General features: G+C 37.5%; 14 protein-coding genes, 3 tRNA genes and 2 rRNA genes. 18 read left to right on the top strand and 1 reads right to left on the bottom strand.

Annotation, left to right across the window (positions count from 1 at the left end):
* Positions 1 to 147: 147 nt before the first annotated feature.
* From RA0C_RS05150 to RA0C_RS05105, 10 genes are all read left to right on the top strand, one after another.
* Positions 148 to 621 carry an Lrp/AsnC family transcriptional regulator gene (locus RA0C_RS05150; protein ID WP_004918092.1) on the top strand — a complete coding sequence of 158 codons (474 nt, stop codon included), beginning with the start codon at positions 148 to 150 and terminating at the stop codon, positions 619 to 621.
* Positions 622 to 650: 29 nt separating this feature from the next.
* Positions 651 to 1841: a carboxypeptidase-like regulatory domain-containing protein gene (locus tag RA0C_RS05145; protein WP_004918090.1), complete on the top strand. Its 1191-nt coding sequence runs from the start codon at positions 651 to 653 to the stop codon at positions 1839 to 1841.
* Positions 1842 to 1864: 23 nt separating this feature from the next.
* Positions 1865 to 2419: a crossover junction endodeoxyribonuclease RuvC gene (ruvC, locus tag RA0C_RS05140; RefSeq protein ID WP_004918088.1), complete on the top strand. Its 555-nt coding sequence runs from the start codon at positions 1865 to 1867 to the stop codon at positions 2417 to 2419.
* Positions 2420 to 2429: 10 nt separating this feature from the next.
* Positions 2430 to 2807, top strand: a complete 378-nt coding sequence (locus tag RA0C_RS05135; protein WP_004918086.1) for a group III truncated hemoglobin — start codon at positions 2430 to 2432, stop codon at positions 2805 to 2807.
* Positions 2808 to 2809: 2 nt separating this feature from the next.
* Positions 2810 to 3913, top strand: a complete 1104-nt coding sequence (dprA, locus tag RA0C_RS05130) for a DNA-processing protein DprA (protein ID WP_004918085.1) — start codon at positions 2810 to 2812, stop codon at positions 3911 to 3913.
* Positions 3914 to 4096: 183 nt separating this feature from the next.
* Positions 4097 to 5455 carry an NADP-specific glutamate dehydrogenase gene (gdhA, locus tag RA0C_RS05125; protein ID WP_014938006.1) on the top strand — a complete coding sequence of 453 codons (1359 nt, stop codon included), beginning with the start codon at positions 4097 to 4099 and terminating at the stop codon, positions 5453 to 5455.
* Between the two features lie 131 nt (positions 5456 to 5586).
* Complete coding sequence (locus tag RA0C_RS05120) at positions 5587 to 6237, top strand: HD domain-containing protein (protein WP_004918082.1); 651 nt, start codon at positions 5587 to 5589, stop codon at positions 6235 to 6237.
* A 54-nt stretch (positions 6238 to 6291) separates the two neighbouring features.
* Positions 6292 to 6843 carry a hypothetical protein gene (locus RA0C_RS05115; protein WP_004918080.1) on the top strand — a complete coding sequence of 184 codons (552 nt, stop codon included), beginning with the start codon at positions 6292 to 6294 and terminating at the stop codon, positions 6841 to 6843.
* Positions 6844 to 6905: 62 nt separating this feature from the next.
* Positions 6906 to 6976 (top strand) — tRNA-Cys (locus RA0C_RS05110).
* A gap of 88 nt (positions 6977 to 7064) precedes the next feature.
* Positions 7065 to 7718 carry a ComF family protein gene (locus tag RA0C_RS05105; protein ID WP_004918078.1) on the top strand — a complete coding sequence of 218 codons (654 nt, stop codon included), beginning with the start codon at positions 7065 to 7067 and terminating at the stop codon, positions 7716 to 7718.
* 87 nt (positions 7719 to 7805) lie between these two features.
* Here the strand turns inward: RA0C_RS05105 and RA0C_RS10465 are convergent, their stop codons facing one another.
* The gene (locus RA0C_RS10465) at positions 7806 to 7946 is read right to left on the bottom strand and encodes a hypothetical protein (protein ID WP_015345427.1); all 141 of its coding nucleotides are present in this window, start codon (positions 7944 to 7946) and stop codon (positions 7806 to 7808) included.
* Between the two features lie 81 nt (positions 7947 to 8027).
* Between RA0C_RS10465 and RA0C_RS05100 the strand changes: the two genes are divergently transcribed.
* The 8 genes from RA0C_RS05100 to RA0C_RS05065 all read left to right on the top strand — a co-directional run bounded on the left by RA0C_RS05100 (position 8028) and on the right by RA0C_RS05065 (position 18064).
* Positions 8028 to 9002, top strand: a complete 975-nt coding sequence (locus tag RA0C_RS05100; protein WP_004918076.1) for a ribonucleotide-diphosphate reductase subunit beta — start codon at positions 8028 to 8030, stop codon at positions 9000 to 9002.
* 47 nt (positions 9003 to 9049) lie between these two features.
* Positions 9050 to 10705: a ribonucleoside-diphosphate reductase subunit alpha gene (locus tag RA0C_RS05095; protein ID WP_004918074.1), complete on the top strand. Its 1656-nt coding sequence runs from the start codon at positions 9050 to 9052 to the stop codon at positions 10703 to 10705.
* Between the two features lie 110 nt (positions 10706 to 10815).
* Complete coding sequence (locus RA0C_RS05090) at positions 10816 to 11898, top strand: serine hydrolase domain-containing protein (RefSeq protein WP_004918073.1); 1083 nt, start codon at positions 10816 to 10818, stop codon at positions 11896 to 11898.
* A 30-nt stretch (positions 11899 to 11928) separates the two neighbouring features.
* Positions 11929 to 12819 carry a DUF72 domain-containing protein gene (locus RA0C_RS05085; RefSeq protein WP_004918071.1) on the top strand — a complete coding sequence of 297 codons (891 nt, stop codon included), beginning with the start codon at positions 11929 to 11931 and terminating at the stop codon, positions 12817 to 12819.
* A gap of 456 nt (positions 12820 to 13275) precedes the next feature.
* A 16S ribosomal RNA gene (locus RA0C_RS05080) occupies positions 13276 to 14791 on the top strand.
* Between the two features lie 198 nt (positions 14792 to 14989).
* Positions 14990 to 15063 (top strand) — tRNA-Ile (locus RA0C_RS05075).
* Positions 15064 to 15079: 16 nt separating this feature from the next.
* Positions 15080 to 15153, top strand: a tRNA-Ala gene (locus RA0C_RS05070).
* A gap of 161 nt (positions 15154 to 15314) precedes the next feature.
* Positions 15315 to 18064, top strand: a 23S ribosomal RNA gene (locus tag RA0C_RS05065).
* The 16S and 23S rRNA genes sit together here with 2 tRNA genes alongside, the layout of an rRNA operon.
* Positions 18065 to 18110 lie beyond the last annotated feature (46 nt).

The following is an 18110-nucleotide window of genomic DNA, read 5'->3' as shown; positions in this document are numbered from 1 at the left end:
CTGATTATTTACCCTGCAAAATTATATTATATCAAAATAAAAACCCTAATTTTTATCCAATAAAAGATATTAAAATTATTTTTATTGGTTTTTTCAGTTTATTTTTCTTTTATTTTGTATATTTGCTGAATAAAACCGAAAAAAATAATGAAGTTAGATCAAGTTGATTTTAGTATCCTTAGGGAATTGGTTAAAGACAGCAGTCAAAGTGTAAAAGAAATAGCTGCTAAAGTGAGTTTATCGGTAACACCTGTGCATGATAGAATAAGAAAGATGGAGGCTAGTGGCTACATCAAAGGATACACTGCTATTGTAGATGCCGAAAAGTTGGGGTATGGTTTTACTACCTATCTACAGATTAAACTCATAAAACATCAGGAAGAAATATTTGAAAAGTTTAAGACAGAGATTTTATCTTTTGAAGAAGTTACAGAAGTGGCTTTTGTTTCGGGAGATTATGATGCCATTGTAAAACTTTTGTTGAAAGACCTGCATCATTACGAAGAATTTATACTTAAAAAAATATCAAAGTTAGATGTAATAGATAATGTTAAAAGTAGTTTTATTTTCAAGTACATTAAGAATGATAATCGAGTGATGAATGTTGAGAGTATTAAATAAGAATTAACCACAATCTAAAGTTTATTTCTATGAGAGTAATTTTTCTGTTAGTTTTATTGAGAATTACTTTAATAAACGCTCAAAGTATTAAAGGTTACATTAAGGATTTTCGAGAAACTCCATTGTCAGGGGCTGTGATTTATATAGATGGAACTCAATATAAAACGAAATCTAATCAAGATGGGAAATTTTACTTGTCAGATGTGAAGGCGAAGACAGGAAACCTTATCGTTGAAAAAAAAGGGTTTTCCTCAAAAATAATACCGATTGAAGGATTATATAGCCAAGCATTAGAAATTAAATTAGAAAAAGAAACGGAAATTCCGGAGGTCAAACTATTGGCATACACAGATAAGGCGTACAAGCGTTATATCGAAAAGTTTCTTAATACTCTCTTGGGGTATGATAGGGCGATGGTTTATGTTAAAAACCCGAAGGATATACAATTGGCATACGATAGAGAGGAGCATATCCTTAAGGCTCGTGCAAAAGCACCTCTTATTATTAGTAACGAAAAATTGGGATATGTTGTAAATTATAACTTGTTGGAATTTGAACTGAACCTTTCCGATAATAGTCTGAAGTATCTTGGAACTTCTTTTTTTAGTCCTATGAAAGGCTCTTTTCATAAGCAATTAAAGTGGCAAACAGAAAGGCTTAATGCTTACTATGGTAGTTCCTTACATTTTTTCAGAGCTCTTTATCAAGACAGATTATCTGAAGAGGGTTTTTCTGTGGATTGGATTATAAGGAAGCGTAATGAAAAATATCCATCGTTGGAAGAACTGAAAGTTTATCGCACTTATATTGATGATTTTAGGAAAAAGATTTCCAAAGATTCAGTCATTGTATTTAATAAATACCCTCCTCATATAGAAGATATTGCAAGAAGGAAGGAAGAAGAACCTATGTTCTACTCTGCTATAATAGAAAGAAATATATTATCAGATAAATTTAGGAAAAATAGTGAAAATAGAGTTTTTTTGGAGTTTAAGGATTTACTTGGAGTTAATTATAAAAAGTATTTCTATACAGTGCACAAAAAACAAATACAAAAAACAGAAATGCCTGTATCCAAAAATAACATATTAGATTGTAGAGGGCTTAGCTTTGAAGTTTATTCAGATGGTAATTATTCCAATCCTAGTGAACTTGTATTTGAGGAAGGGTGGGCAAGAAGTAATCTTTCGGAGCTTTTACCATTGGATTTTGAACCATAGATTTTAATCTGTATTTTTACCCTGTGAAAGTGGAGAAGATTATACTGGGTATAGACCCTGGTACTAGTGTAATGGGTTTTGGTATTATTTCTGTGTTAAATCAGAAGATGGAATTGGTTTCCATTAACGAGTTGATTTTAAAAAAATACCCTAACCACGAAACTAAATTGAAGTATATTTTTGAGAGAACTCTATCGCTTATAGACGAGTTTCATCCAGACGAAGTGGCACTAGAAGCTCCTTTTTATGGGAAAAATGTGCAGAGTATGCTGAAGTTGGGGCGGGCACAAGGGGTGGCTATGGCGGCAAGTCTATATAGAGATATTCCTATTACTGAGTATTCTCCCAAAAAAATAAAAATGGCGATTACAGGCAATGGTAACGCAAGCAAAGAACAAGTGGCAGGAATGTTGCAAAATTTACTTAAACTTAAGGAGTTTCCTACCAAATATTTAGATGCGTCTGATGGACTAGCAGTGGCGGTTTGTCATCATTTTAATTCAGGCAAATTGGCAACGAGTAAAAATTATTCAGGGTGGGAAAGTTTTATAAAACAAAATCCAGATAGGGTAAAATAGATTATCTTTTATGAAAGCACTAGAAAATCGTCAGGATATAGAAGTATTGGTCAATCGTTTTTATGATAAGGTTGAGAAAGACGCTACCATAGGCTTTTTCTTTAACGAGGTTGCAAAAGTAAACTGGAACGAGCATTTGCCAAAAATGTATGCCTTTTGGGAGACACTATTGTTTAGCAAAGTATCCTACAAAGGAAATCCGATGGGAGCCCACTTTCCCATCAATGATTTGGTTCCTATGGAAAAACATCACTTTGAACATTGGTTAAAACTTTGGATAGAAACTATTGATGAACTCTACGAAGGTTCTATGGCAGAAACAGCCAAATACAAAGCGGCTAATATTGCTAATTTAATGGCTTATAAGATGGAAATGGCAAGGCGCTAGTTATGGTAAATGCGGAAGAAATTTTATATTCTATTGCTCTTCGGCGAAGCCCATTGGTGGGAGATGTTATATTTGCAAGTTTGGTTAGCGAGGTAGGCTCTGCTAAGGAAGCGTGGGGTCTGTCTAAGTTGGAATTACGGAAAATATCAGGCGTAGGTAAGCAAATTGCCTCAAACATCGGAGATAAAAATCTTTTAAAATTTGCTGAAAAGGAAATAGAGTTCTGCATTAAAAACGAAATAAAAATCCACTTACGACATCTTAATCAGCTTCCTCGTCTTTTAGGTGAATGTTATGATGCTCCTGCTATTCTTTTTCAAAAAGGAGATTATGAGGATACCGCTAATAATATTAGTATTGTTGGGACGAGAAATGCCACTGCTTATGGTAAGTCGTTTTTGGAGGATTTAATTGTTCAGTTTAAAAATAAAAATATTCAAGTCATTAGTGGTTTAGCTTTAGGTACAGACGGAATAGCTCATCAAGAGGCTTTAAAAAACAATATAAAAACTTCAGCGGTTTTAGCACACGGTTTACATATCATTTATCCGTCCAAACATAAAATTCTCGCTGAAGAAATATTAAATAATGGTGGAGCTTTGTTTTCTGAATTCTGCTCTGATGAAAAGCCAGATAGAGAACATTTTTTGCAAAGAAATCGTATTGTGGCAGGGCTTTCGGCTAATACGATTGTGGTAGAGTCTGCTTATGCAGGAGGCTCTATTAGCACGGCGAGTTTTGCTAATCAGTATAATAGAGAAGTGTATGCTTTGGCAGGGCGTCTTACAGATAAATATAGCCAAGGTTGCAATCATCTTATTTTTCAAAATAAAGCTAAAATCATATCTTCTATTAAAGGTTTGCTAAAAGACCTAGATTTGGATAATACTTCTAAAGTTTTGGAGCTTTTTCCTTCAGTTGAAGTTTCTTTAACTCCTGTTCAGGAGCCTGTTTATGATATTATTAAGGAGGTTAATGATATTTCATTAGATGACTTGTCAGAAAAATTAAATCAACCCATATCTAAAGTGTTTCCTGTTTTATTGGAATTAGAATTATTGGGGTTGATAAGGGCAAATTCTGGGAGGAGATATTCTATCATTTAGTTGAAAAATTACTTTTTTAAAATTGATATTTTGGGCATAATCGTGTCGTTTTTTTAATTAAAATTGATTTTAATTGATATTTTGATGCTAATGTCTTTGGTTTATGTGGGTTTTAATAAAAATAAAAATCGGATTTGTGTAATATCAAAAAAAGGTTATCTTTGTTGGCATCAATTAAACGCTATGGAACAATATAATGTAGAACAAAAAATTCAAGAATTTATAGCAAATGTAGAGGCTAAAAATCCTAATGAGCCAGAATTTTTACAAGCTGTAAAAGAGGTGGCTGTTACTGTAATCCCGTTCATCGCCACCAAAGAAGAATATAGAGGTAAAAAACTTCTGGAAAGAATGGTAGAGCCAGAAAGGACAATTATCTTTAGAGTTCCTTGGGTAGATGACAAAGGAGAAATACAGGTAAATAGAGGGTTTAGGATTCAAATGAATTCTGCTATCGGACCTTATAAAGGAGGAATTAGATTTCACCCAACGGTAAATCTTTCAGTACTTAAATTTTTAGCGTTTGAACAAGTGTTCAAAAACTCTTTAACCACACTTCCTATGGGTGGAGGTAAAGGAGGTTCTGATTTTGACCCGCAAGGGAAGTCGGATATGGAAATTATGAGATTCTGCCAAGCATTTATGACAGAGCTTTGTAAACATATTGGGCCTCAAACCGATGTTCCTGCTGGCGATATAGGTGTGGGAGCTCGTGAGATAGGGTATCTTTTCGGTCAATATAAGAAGATAAGAAACGAATTTACAGGAGTACTTACTGGTAAAGGATTAGCTTATGGTGGTTCTTTAATTCGTCCAGAGGCTACAGGGTATGGAGTGGTTTACTTTGCAGAGCAAATGCTAAGAACGATAGGTGAGGAAGTTAAAGGTAAAACATTTACGGTTTCAGGATTTGGAAATGTGGCTTGGGGAGTAATTAAGAAAATTGACCAACTAGGAGGTAAGGCGGTTACTATTTCTGGTCCAGATGGATATGTTTATGATAAAGACGGTATCACTGGTGAAAAAATAGATTTCTTACTAGAGCTTAGAGCGAGCGGAAACAACCGTGCAGAGGATTATGTTAAAAAATATCCAGAGGCGGAGTTCCACGCAGGCAAGCGTCCTTGGGAGGTGAAATGCGATGTGGCTATTCCTTCTGCTACTCAGAACGAGTTAGATTTGGAAGATGCTAAAAAATTAGTAGAAAATGGTTGTATTTGTGTTACTGAAGCAGCTAATATGCCTTCTACATTAGATGCGATTAATCACTTTATAGATAATAAAGTTCTTTTCTCTCCTGGTAAAGCGTCTAACGCTGGTGGTGTGGCTACTTCTGGATTAGAGATGACTCAAAACTCTATCCGTCTTAATTGGACTTCTGAAGAAGTAGACGCTAGATTAAAAGAAATTATGATAGGTATACATAAAGTATGTAGAGATTACGGAAAAGAGGAAAATGGTTATGTAAACTATGTGAAAGGAGCAAACATCGCTGGGTTTGTTAAAGTAGCAGAAGCTATGTTAGCACAAGGTGTTGTTTAATACAATAAACCTTCTCGTGGGGTAATACGAGTAAAAAGTAAAATGAAAGAAAGAAGTTCCTCTATTTAAAATGAGGAACTTTTTGTTTTCTTTATGAGTAAATCAGCTATGAATAAATTTATAATAATATAATGAGTACACTTATTGACAATACAAAGAATTTTGTAAAAAATAAATTGGAAGGAGCAGAGGCGGGACACGATTGGTTTCATATAGAAAGAGTTTGGAAACTTTCACAAAAAATTTTAAGTACCGAAAAGGCAGCTAATGAGGAAGTGGTAAATCTTGCGGCTTTATTACACGATATAGCCGACCCTAAATTCCATAATGGAGACGAGACTTTAGCGCTCCAAGTATCAAGAGATTTTTTAATGAAGGAAAATGTTTCTGATGAAACCATAGATGAAGTTTTATTTATCATCAAACATCTTTCCTTTAAAAATAAAGAGAGTCAACCGAAAGAATTGCCGATAGAGTTTAAAATTGTGCAAGATGCAGATAGGTTAGATGCTATCGGAGCGATAGGTGTGGCAAGAGCGTTCAATTTTGGAGGGTATAAAAATAACCTAATGTACAACCCTGAGATATTACCTCAAAAAAACTTTGATAAAGAGCAATATAAAAAATCGGAAGGAACTACAATTAACCATTTTTATGAAAAATTATTACTTCTAAAAGATTTAATGCAAACTGCTGAAGGCAAAAGGATTGCAGAAAAAAGGTATCAGTTTATGTTAATTTTTTTAGAAACTTTCTATCGTGAGTGGAATTTATTGGAATAATTAAGAATTCATATATTTGCGTCAGTTAAATATTTTATATTAAATGTTTGGTTGATGGAAACATTGTCGTTTGTTCTTTTTATACTGTTATTGATTTCTCTAGTAAGAATAAATAGGTTAAAACTATACCGAAAAATAATCACTATTGTAGGCGTTCTTTTTTTTGGATATTGGATTTTTACTAAAATTTATCCTAATCCTGTTGGAGGAAGTATTGCTATTCAGTTAGTTAATAAACACCCACAAACGCTAGATTTTTATAGTCTAGAAGTCTTGGATAAGGGGTATAATATTGTGCATTTGGAAGATATTCGTTCCGAACATTATCGTGTGTGCCATTTGGGAATGAAGGATACAGATGAATTTTGGTTGGTTGCGTTTTCTGGAAAAAAAATGGTTTATTTTACACAACATATAGTGGGAAATAAAAATGAAGACCTTTATATCGAAGCTAATAATTACCTTAACCAAAGCGCTAAACTTTCCAATATTGCAGAAAAACAAATCAGGCTTTATAAGAGAGAAGGGTTAAGAGATGCAGTTTGGGTTACTTTCTGTTTTTTGATATTATTCATAAATATTGTATCTTGGGTAAAGAAAAAATAGAAAATATTTCGGATAAATTTCTTGGTTATACAAAAAATGTCTATATTTGCACACCTAAAAATGGTTCCGTGGCCGAGCGGCTAGGCAGAGGTCTGCAAAACCTTGTACAGCGGTTCGAATCCGCTCGGAACCTCTAGATGAAATCTCATAGTATTGCTATGAGATTTTTTGTTGAGTGTATCTAAGTAAGTATTATATTTATCGGTATTAATTTGGGAACTATGTTTTTAGATTTTTTTCTGCCCAATAGATGCCTAAAGTGTAATCTCATTATTTCCTCTGATGAAATCGTTTGCTGGGCGTGTAAGTCTCATATCAATTTTACCTACAATGATTTTGGAGGAAAAGGGGATTTTTATCAAAAAGTTGTTCTTAAATTTCCAGTAAATAAGGCTTTTAGTTTGATGAAGTACGAGAAAAAAGAACTTTCTCAAGATATTATACACGCCTTAAAGTACCATTCTATGGAGCGTGTGGGTAAGGTGTTAGCTCATTGGGTTTCTGAAAATATGGATTTATCTCATCAAGGGATAGATATATTAACTAATATTCCACTTCATCCTAAAAAACAAAGAGAGAGAGGGTATAATCAGTTGCATTTATTTACAAAAACATTATCTCAGTTGCAGAGGATACCTTATTCTCATTATCTTCTTAAAAGAAATTTCTATTCTAAGCCTCAAGCCTTAAAGCAAAAATTGGATAGAGAAAAGATGCAAAATATATTTTCTGTAGATGAGAAAATAGAAGGTAAACACATCTTACTTATAGACGATGTATATACCACAGGAAATACAATGAGTAAAGCGGTTTGGGAGCTTTTAAAAGGAAATGGGAATCAGGTGAGTGTTTTGGTTTTGGCAATAGATGAATAAATAGGTGTTTAATTATCTTTCCTTTTTATATTGAGGTTTATATCTTTTGTTTAATTATAAAATGTTTATTAGTGGCTTTGCCCTTATTTATAGGATTATAGAGGATTGTGGAAAACTTATATAATTAGAATCCAAAAGATTAAATAATCTATCCATATTTCGTTTCATTTTTAGGCTTTCATTTTCTATTTTTGTAGAAAGGATTTTGTTAAGTCTTTGTGTAATCAATATATTGATTTTTAGATTGTTATATAATTCTATTCTTTGTTAGAAATAACTAAGAGTTAAAAAACTGAATAAACAATTATTATGGGGATTTTTGAGAAAAGAATAAACTACAAACCTTTTGAGTATCCAGAAGTAATGCAGTATATAGAGGCGATTAATAAGTCTTTTTGGGTACATTCAGAGGTAGATTTTACGGCGGATATACAAGACTTTCATTCGCAGCTAGAGCCTCATGAGAAAAATGCAGTTAAGAATGCTTTGTTAGCAATTGCTCAGATTGAGGTGTCTGTAAAGACCTTTTGGGGTAATCTTTATAATCATCTCCCTAAGCCTGAGTTTAACGGATTAGGAGCAACCTTTGCAGAGTGTGAGTTTAGACATTCTGAAGCGTATTCAAGGCTGCTTGAAGTTTTAGGATATAATAATGAGTTTCTTAATGTAATTGAAAATCCTGCTATTAGAAAAAGGATAGATTTTCTGACCGATGTGTTGAGGAACTCAAATTCTTCAACGCCTAAAGAATATGTATCTTCTTTGTTGTTATTCAGTATTTTAATAGAAAATGTATCATTGTTCTCTCAATTCGCCATTATTCTCTCCTTTACGAGGTTTAAGGGGTATATGAAAAATGTGTCTAACATTATTGCGTGGACTTCTGTAGATGAGCAAATTCATGCCAATGCAGGGATTTATATCATCAATAAAATAAAGGAAGAACAGCCTGAGCTTCTTCAAGAGGAAGATATAGAGGCGATTTATAATATTGTTAAAACCTCGGTAGAGCTAGAGGCGGAAATATTAGATTGGATTTTTGAGATGGGAGATTTAGACCATTTATCAAAAAAACAACTTCTAAGTTTTATGAAATATCGTATAGACGATAGTTTGAAAAGAATTGGTATGGCTTCTATGTTTAATATTACAGAGGAAGAATACAAGCCGATGGTATGGTTTGAGGAGGAAGTTTTTGCTAACTCATTAGACGATTTCTTTGCCAAAAGACCAGTAGATTATACAAAACACGATAAGAGTATTACCGCTAACGATTTGTTTTAGATAAATTTTTGATAATCTAAAGCAAGAAATAAAACAAGAAAAACAAAATGGAAGAACTACAAGATATATGGTGGCTAAATGAGGAGTCTGAACAAATGCTCAATAGAGGCTATCTTCTGAAGGGAGAGACAGTGCATGGAGCGATTAAAAGGATTACTACGGCTGCTGCAAAGAGGCTTTATAAACCAGAGTTACAACCAGCCTTCGAAGAGATGATTGTGAAAGGTTGGATTAGCTTTTCGTCTCCTGTATGGGCGAATATGGGAACGCAGAGAGGTCTTCCAATTTCTTGTTTCAATGTTCATATTCCAGATAGTATTGAGGGGATTACCCACAAAATGGGAGAAGTTATTATGCAAACCAAAATAGGTGGTGGTACTTCTGGTTATTTTGGGGAGCTTCGTCATAGAGGGACGGCGGTTACGGATAACGGTAAGTCGTCTGGGGCAGTTTCTTTTATGAAGTTGTTTGATACGGCTATGGATGTGGTTTCTCAAGGAGGAGTAAGAAGAGGAGCTTTTGCAGCTTATTTGGATATAGACCACGGAGATATAGAGGAGTTTTTAACGATAAAAGATATTGGTAGCCCAATTCAAAACCTATTCACAGGTGTCTGTGTACCAGATTATTGGATGCAAGATATGATAGATGGAGACATTGATAAGAGAAAGATTTGGGCTAAAGTTTTAGAAAGCAGACAACAAAAAGGCTTGCCGTATGTTTTCTTCACCGATAATGTCAATAGAAATAAACCTCAAGTTTATAAAGATAAAGGGTTGTTGGTTAATGCGAGTAACCTTTGTTCAGAAATTATGTTGCCATCTACTCAGGAGGAGTCGTTTATATGTTGTCTTTCTTCTATGAATTTGGAACTTTATGATGAGTGGAAGGATACTAATGCGGTTAAATTGGCGATTTATTTCTTAGATGCAGTATTGTCCGAATTTATAGAAAAAACGGAAGGTAACTATTACTTACAAGGAGCTAGAAATTTTGCGATGAAACACAGAGCGTTAGGTCTAGGTGTTTTAGGGTATCATTCGTATTTGCAAAAAAATATGATTCCTTTTGAAAGTTTTGAAGCTACTCAATTCAATGCTAGAGCATTCAAACATATCAAAGAACAAGCGGAAGCAGCTTCTAAAGAGTTAGCTAATATTTATGGCGAGCCAGAATTGCTTAAAGGTTACGGTATGAGGAATACTACGCTGATGGCAATCGCACCTACCACTTCTAGTTCGGCTATTTTAGGACAAACTTCTCCAGGGATAGAGCCTTTTGCATCAAACTATTATAAAGCTGGTTTGGCTAAAGGTAATTTTATGAGAAAAAATAAATACCTTAAAAAATTGCTAGAAGAGAAAGGTTTAGAAAACGAAGAAACATGGAGAAACATTATGCTTAATCATGGTTCTGTACAACATTTAGATGGGCTTACGGAAGAGGAAAAAGCTGTTTTCAAGACTTTCAAAGAAATTTCTCCTATGGAAATTATCAGTCAAGCGGCTCAAAGACAGCAGTATATAGACCAAGCTCAATCTTTGAACTTGCAAATTCCGTCCACAATGCCAGTAAAAGATGTTAACTTCTTGATGATAGAGGCGTGGAAGAAAGGCATTAAAACTCTTTACTATCAGAGAAGTTCGTCCGTATCCAAAGAATTGATGGTAAACTTTGTAACTTGTTCTAGTTGTGAAGCATAGATAAATATAGAGTGTAATAATTAAAGTTGAGGAAGATAAAACCGTAGTCTTAGGGCTATGGTTTTTCTTTTTATTGAAGGTTTTATATATTTGTTCAAAGTATCAATAATATGTGGAGAATTATATTTATTGCCCTGATTTTATTTTTTGAAAGTTTTTTAGCTCAAAATTTAGAGGAACAGGCGGATAGCATTATGGCAAAATACAACATTCCCGAAATGGCGTTCGCTGTTGTAACGAAAGATACTATATTGGTGCAAAAAGTAAGGGGGCATCACAGAATTACTGAAAAGAAAGGAAAACCCAACGCTTCCTTTGAAGATTTATTTCATTTAGGTTCCAATACTAAAGCCATTACAGGGTTTATTTCTGCATATTTGGTGGAACAAGGTAAAATAAAATGGAAAACCAAGTTTTTTGATTTATTTCCAAAACTTAAAAAGAGTTCAAATCTTAAGTATCATAGCATAACTTTAGAAGATTTATTATGCCATAGAGCTAATGTTCAGCCTTTTACTAGTGGAGAGGAGTATAGTAAACTTCCTAAATTTAAAGGAACTAAGCAACAGAAAAGAACTAAATTCGGAGAATATGTTTTAACGCTTTCTCCGATAGAAAATAAAAATACTTACAATTACTCAAACGCGGGATATAGCATTGCGGCAATGATGCTTGAAAAAGTTTCGGGAAAGTCTTGGGAACAACTGATAGAAGAAGTGTTAAAAACAAAATTAGAGATAGACTTTCGGTTGGGTTGGCCTAGTAGAAGTGCCCAAAATCAACCTTTAGGACATTGGCTAGAAGATGGAAAACAAGTTGAAGTTTTACCAAATGTTAATTATGATTTGAGTTTAGCAGAACCAGCGGGAGACTTAAGTATGAATATTTACAATTATTCCAAGTTTATACAATTAAATATACAGGGGCTTTCTGGGGAAAGAAATATTTTGACTCCTGAAACTTATCAATACTTACATACTTCCAAAAAAGACTATTCTATAGGTTGGAGTAATTATCAAGATAAAACTCAAGAAACTTCAGAGCATTCAGGTTCAGATGGCACGTTTTTTTCCTATGCTCAAATTGATAGAAAAAAGCATTTAGGTTATATTATATTGGTAAATAGCGGAACAGCGGAGGCACGAAAAGGTGTTTTTGAAATGTTAGACCTTTTAAAAAGGAAGTATAAATAGAGAAAAAAAGTAATTGACTAAAACTTAAAAATGAAATTCGGAAAAGTATTAGACCCATCGGTAGTAGATTTTACATTGCCTAGTTCACATCCAGATACTCTAAGGATATTGGGAGGGAAGCCTGTTCAAAAGCTAAATATTTCAGTAGGTTGTGCCAAGTGGAATAAAGCAGAGCTGAAAGGCTTTTATCCAAAAGGGACTAAAGACGAGTTGTCTTATTATTCTACACAATTCAATTCTATTGAGCTTAATGCTACCTTTTATAGTTTGCCTTCCGCTGAGCAGGTTGCTGTATGGAGAGATAAGACACCCGCAGGATTTAAGTTTTTTCCAAAAATCACAAATACCATATCTCATTACCGAAGGCTAATTAATGTCAATGATGTGGTAACGCAATACGCTACTTCAATTTTAAATTTTAATGAAAAGCTTGGAATGGTATTTTTGCAACTTCATGATAATTTTCAACCTAAAAATTTTGACCGTTTAGAGAGATTTGTACTAGATTGGCCTTGCGAAATACCTCTAGCTATAGAACTAAGAAACGAAAAATGGTTTTCGGATGAAAAGGTATTTCAAGAAACTTGTAATCTTTTTGAAAGTAGAAATATTACCAATATTATAGTGGATACGGCGGGAAGGAGAGATATGCTGCACCAAAGACTTACCACGCCCACGGCATTTATTCGTTATGTAGGAGCAAATACAGATAGCGATTATACAAGATTAGAAGATTGGGTGCAGCTTATTAAGTATTGGAAAGAACAAGGTTTACAGAACCTTTACTTTTTTGTACATCAAAATTTAGAGGAAGCCTCTCCGCTTCTTTCTGCTCATTTTATTCAAAAACTTAATGAAGCTTTAGGGGAAGATTTACAAATCCCTAGAATGGCTATTTCCACAACACCAACCTTATTTTAATAAAATAAGCCTAATAAAAATGTAGGTAGTATTATATATTACTATATGTCCAGATTCTATTGATTTTTTCATTTTGTATATCAGTTGATTATATATTATGGATAAAAAAAGGATGTAAAACATTTGGAGTTAATGGTAAAGAATTTATATTTTTGCACCCTCGATACGAGAGAGTAGGAGTGGATTGATAGATTAAATACTTAATAGTAATAAGCCTTAAGAATAAGGAGGAGTGTTGCGAGGGGTGTTTATTGGTGTTGAAAAAAATAATTAAAATTTTTTCAAAAACATTTGGTCAATTAAAAAAAACTTTTTACTTTTGCGCTCGCAAATCGGAACTGAGATGATCAGTGAGAGGTTTAGCGAGAAGAATAGAGAACATTGAAAGATACTATAACAACCAAGTAAGGAAAAAACCAAAGCGTAACAAAACTTTGAGTGGGACAGGAAAAACATACAATGGAGAGTTTGATCCTGGCTCAGGATGAACGCTAGCGGGAGGCCTAACACATGCAAGCCGAGCGGTAGAGTGTCTTCGGATACTTGAGAGCGGCGTACGGGTGCGGAACACGTGTGCAACCTGCCTTTATCTGAGGGATAGCCTTTCGAAAGGAAGATTAATACCTCATAATATACTGATTGGCATCAATTAGTATTGAAAGCTCCGGCGGATAGAGATGGGCACGCGCAAGATTAGATAGTTGGTGAGGTAACGGCTCACCAAGTCAATGATCTTTAGGGGGCCTGAGAGGGTGATCCCCCACACTGGTACTGAGACACGGACCAGACTCCTACGGGAGGCAGCAGTGAGGAATATTGGACAATGGGTGCAAGCCTGATCCAGCCATCCCGCGTGAAGGACGACGGCCCTATGGGTTGTAAACTTCTTTTGTACAGGGATAAACCTACTCTCGTGAGGGTAGCTGAAGGTACTGTACGAATAAGCACCGGCTAACTCCGTGCCAGCAGCCGCGGTAATACGGAGGGTGCAAGCGTTATCCGGATTTATTGGGTTTAAAGGGTCCGCAGGCGGGCTAGTAAGTCAGTGGTGAAAGCCTACAGCTTAACTGTAGAACTGCCGTTGATACTGCTAGTCTTGAGTATAGTTGAGGTAGCTGGAATGAGTAGTGTAGCGGTGAAATGCATAGATATTACTCAGAACACCGATTGCGAAGGCAGGTTACCAAGTTATAACTGACGCTGAGGGACGAAAGCGTGGGGAGCGAACAGGATTAGATACCCTGGTAGTCCACGCCGTAAACGATGCTAACTCGTTTTTGGGCTATATGGTTCAGAGACTAAGCGAAAGTGATAAGTTAGCCACCTGGGGAGTACGACCGCAAGGTTGAAACTCAAAGGAATTGACGGGGGCCCGCACAAGCGGTGGATCATGTGGTTTAATTCGATGATACGCGAGGAACCTTACCAAGGCTTAAATGGGAATTGATAGCTGTAGAAATACGGTTTTCTTCGGACAATTTTCAAGGTGCTGCATGGTTGTCGTCAGCTCGTGCCGTGAGGTGTTAGGTTAAGTCCTGCAACGAGCGCAACCCCTGTCACTAGTTGCCATCATTAAGTTGGGGACTCTAGTGAGACTGCCTACGCAAGTAGAGAGGAAGGTGGGGATGACGTCAAATCATCACGGCCCTTACGCCTTGGGCCACACACGTGATACAATGGCCGGTACAGAGGGCAGCTACACTGCGAAGTGATGCAAATCTCGAAAGCCGGTCTCAGTTCGGATTGGAGTCTGCAACTCGACTCTATGAAGCTGGAATCGCTAGTAATCGCGCATCAGCCATGGCGCGGTGAATACGTTCCCGGGCCTTGTACACACCGCCCGTCAAGCCATGGAAGCTGGGGGTACCTGAAGTCGGTGACCGTAAAAGGAGCTGCCTAGGGTAAAACTAGTAACTAGGGCTAAGTCGTAACAAGGTAGCCGTACCGGAAGGGCGGCTGGAACATCTCATTTTAGAGACTCGTTTGGAGTATAAACAAAATTAAGAAAGCTTACTTAAAGTAGCTTTGGTTTTTTTACTGGTTGGTATATAAAAGAAATAACCCCTAAGATTAGTATCAGGGATAAGAAAGAGATTAGAAACTAGAAGTTGGAAGTTAGAAAAAGGATGCAAGTCTAAATTCTAACAATCTAAACTCTGACATCTAAGACAGTCTCGTAGCTCAGCTGGTTAGAGCGCTACACTGATAATGTAGAGGTCGGCAGTTCGAGCCTGCCCGAGACTACTAATTTAAGATAGAGGGGGAATTAGCTCAGCTGGCTAGAGCGCCTGCCTTGCACGCAGGAGGTCAAGGGTTCGACTCCCTTATTCTCCACAAGGGTTAGATATTTAATTTAAAAGTGACGGATGGAGCCAAATACAACATCAGTTCATTAAATATTTAGCGAGCGTAAAGCACATTGACATTAACGGTAAAAGACATCACAAAGAGAAAACCGAGCACTTATAAGTGCTTGAGTAACCAAAAATATTAGGAAAGAAATCGTTAAGGGCGTATGGCGGATGCCTAGGCTTTCAGAGGCGACGAAGGACGTGGTAAGCTGCGAAAAGCTACGGGGATTGGCACACACGAATTGATCCGTAGATATCCGAATGGGGCAACCCAATACATTGAAGATGTATTACTGCGCAAGCAGAGCAAACCCGGAGAACTGAAACATCTAAGTACCCGGAGGAAAAGAAATCGAAGAGATTCCGTAAGTAGTGGCGAGCGAAAGCGGATTAGCCCAAAAGTTTATATATGTTTAATAGAACACTTTGGAAAGAGTGGCCATAGAGGGTGATAGCCCCGTACATGAAAGGCATATTTAGATGATACAAGAGTAGGGCGGGACACGTGAAATCCTGTCTGAATATGGGGGGACCATCCTCCAAGGCTAAATACTCCTGAAAGACCGATAGTGAACAAGTACTGTGAAGGAAAGGTGAAAAGCACTTCGAATAGAAGGGTGAAAGAGAACCTGAAACCGTACGCCTACAAGCGGTCGGAGCAGCTTATTGCTGTGACGGCGTGCCTTTTGCATAATGAGCCTACGAGTTAATTTTACTAGCGAGGTTAAGTAATTAAGTTACGGAGCCGAAGCGAAAGCGAGTCTGAATAGGGCGAATAGTTAGTAGGATTAGACGCGAAACCTTGTGATCTACCCATGGGCAGGTTGAAGCTTTGGTAACACAAAGTGGAGGACCGAACCGGTTGACGTTGAAAAGTCTTCGGATGACCTGTGGGTAGGGGTGAAAGGCCAATCAAACTGGGAGATAGCTCGTACTCTCCGAAATGCATTTAGGTGCAGCGTTGATGTTAAGTTTATTAGAGGTAGAGCTACTGATTGGATGCGGGGGTTTCACCGCCTACCAATTCCTGACAAACTCCGAATGCTAATAAATGTTCATCAGCAGTGAGGGCATGGGTGCTAAGGTCCATGTCCGAGAGGGAAAGAACCCGGACCAACAGCTAAGGTCCCTAAATATATGCTAAGTTGAAATAACGCGGTTGGACTGCATTGACAGCTAGGATGTTGGCTTGGAAGCAGCCATTCATTTAAAGAGTGCGTAACAGCTCACTAGTCGAGCGGTCCGGCATGGATAATAATCGGGCATAAGCATATTACCGAAGCTATGGGATGTATTAATACATCGGTAGGAGAGCATTCTATCGGCGCAGAAGCAGTATCGCGAGGTATTGTGGAGCTTATAGAAAAGAAAATGTAGGCATAAGTAACGATAAAGGGGGCGAGACCCCCCCTCACCGAAAGACTAAGGTTTCCTCAGCCATGCTAATCAGCTGAGGGTTAGTCGGGACCTAACGCGTACCCGAAAGGGGAAGTGGATGGACAATGGGTTAATATTCCCATACTTGCTCACACTAAAAAGGGGACGGATTGCCGTACTTACTGAAGACTGACGGAATAGTTGAGACCTAGCCTACGGGCGAAGTTGTTGTAGGGAAAGCAGTTCCAAGAAAAGCCGAAGTGAAGCAACCCGTACCAAAACCGACACAGGTAGTCGAGGAGAGAATCCTAAGGTGCTCGAGTGAATCGTGGCTAAGGAACTAGGCAAAATAGTCTCGTAACTTCGGAAGAAGAGACGCCAACAGAAATGTTGGCCGCAGTGAAGAGGCCCAGGCGACTGTTTATCAAAAACACAGGACTCTGCTAAATCGAAAGATGCTGTATAGGGTCTGACACCTGCCCGGTGCTGGAAGGTTAAGGAAGGTGCTTAGCGTAAGCGAAGGCATTAACTGAAGCCCCAGTAAACGGCGGCCGTAACTATAACGGTCCTAAGGTAGCGAAATTCCTTGTCGGGTAAGTTCCGACCTGCACGAATGGTGTAACGATCTGGGCACTGTCTCAGCCACGAGCTCGGTGAAATTGTAGTATCGGTGAAGATGCCGATTACCCGCAATGGGACGAAAAGACCCTGTGAACCTTTACTATAACTTCGTATTGACTTTGAGTAAACAATGTGTAGGATAGGTGGGAGGCTGTGAATCTGGCACGCTAGTGTTGGTGGAGCCGTTGTTGAAATACCACCCTTTGTTTACTTAGAGCCTAACTCGGAAACGAGGACATTGCGTGGTGGGTAGTTTGACTGGGGTGGTCGCCTCCAAAAGAGTAACGGAGGCTTTCAAAGGTACCCTCAGCACGCTTGGTAACCGTGCGTAGAGTGTAATGGCATAAGGGTGCTTGACTGTGAGACCAACAAGTCGATCAGGTGCGAAAGCAGGACATAGTGATCCGGTGGTTCCGTATGGAAGGGCCATCGCTCATAGGATAAAAGGTACTCCGGGGATAACAGGCTAGTCTCCCCCAAGAGCTCACATCGACGGGGAGGTTCGGCACCTCGATGTCGGCTCGTCACATCCTGGGGCTGGAGAAGGTCCCAAGGGTTGGGCTGTTCGCCCATTAAAGTGGCACGCGAGCTGGGTTCAGAACGTCGTGAGACAGTTCGGTCTCTATCTATTGCGGGCGTTAGATGTTTGAGAGGGCTTGAATCTAGTACGAGAGGACCGATTTGAACAAACCTCTGGTGTATCTGTTGTGCCGCCAGGCGCACCGCAGAGTAGCTAAGTTTGGTAAGGATAAGCACTGAAGGCATATAAGTGCGAAACCTGCCTCAAGATGAGACATCTTTTAAGGGTCGTGGGAGATGACCACGTTGATAGGCTACAGGTGTAAAGTTGGTAACAGCATAGCCGAGTAGTACTAATTACCCGTAGATTTATAGCCTAATGGGTTATGTTAAATAAGCCTTATAAGTGCGAGCAAGGTTTTG

Source organism: Riemerella anatipestifer ATCC 11845 = DSM 15868 (assembly GCF_000252855.1).
In the GTDB taxonomy this organism is placed as follows: Bacteria; Bacteroidota; Bacteroidia; order Flavobacteriales; family Weeksellaceae; genus Riemerella; species Riemerella anatipestifera.
Note: the sequence above shows the minus strand (reverse complement) of the source record. Positions and strands in the feature narration are given on the sequence as shown.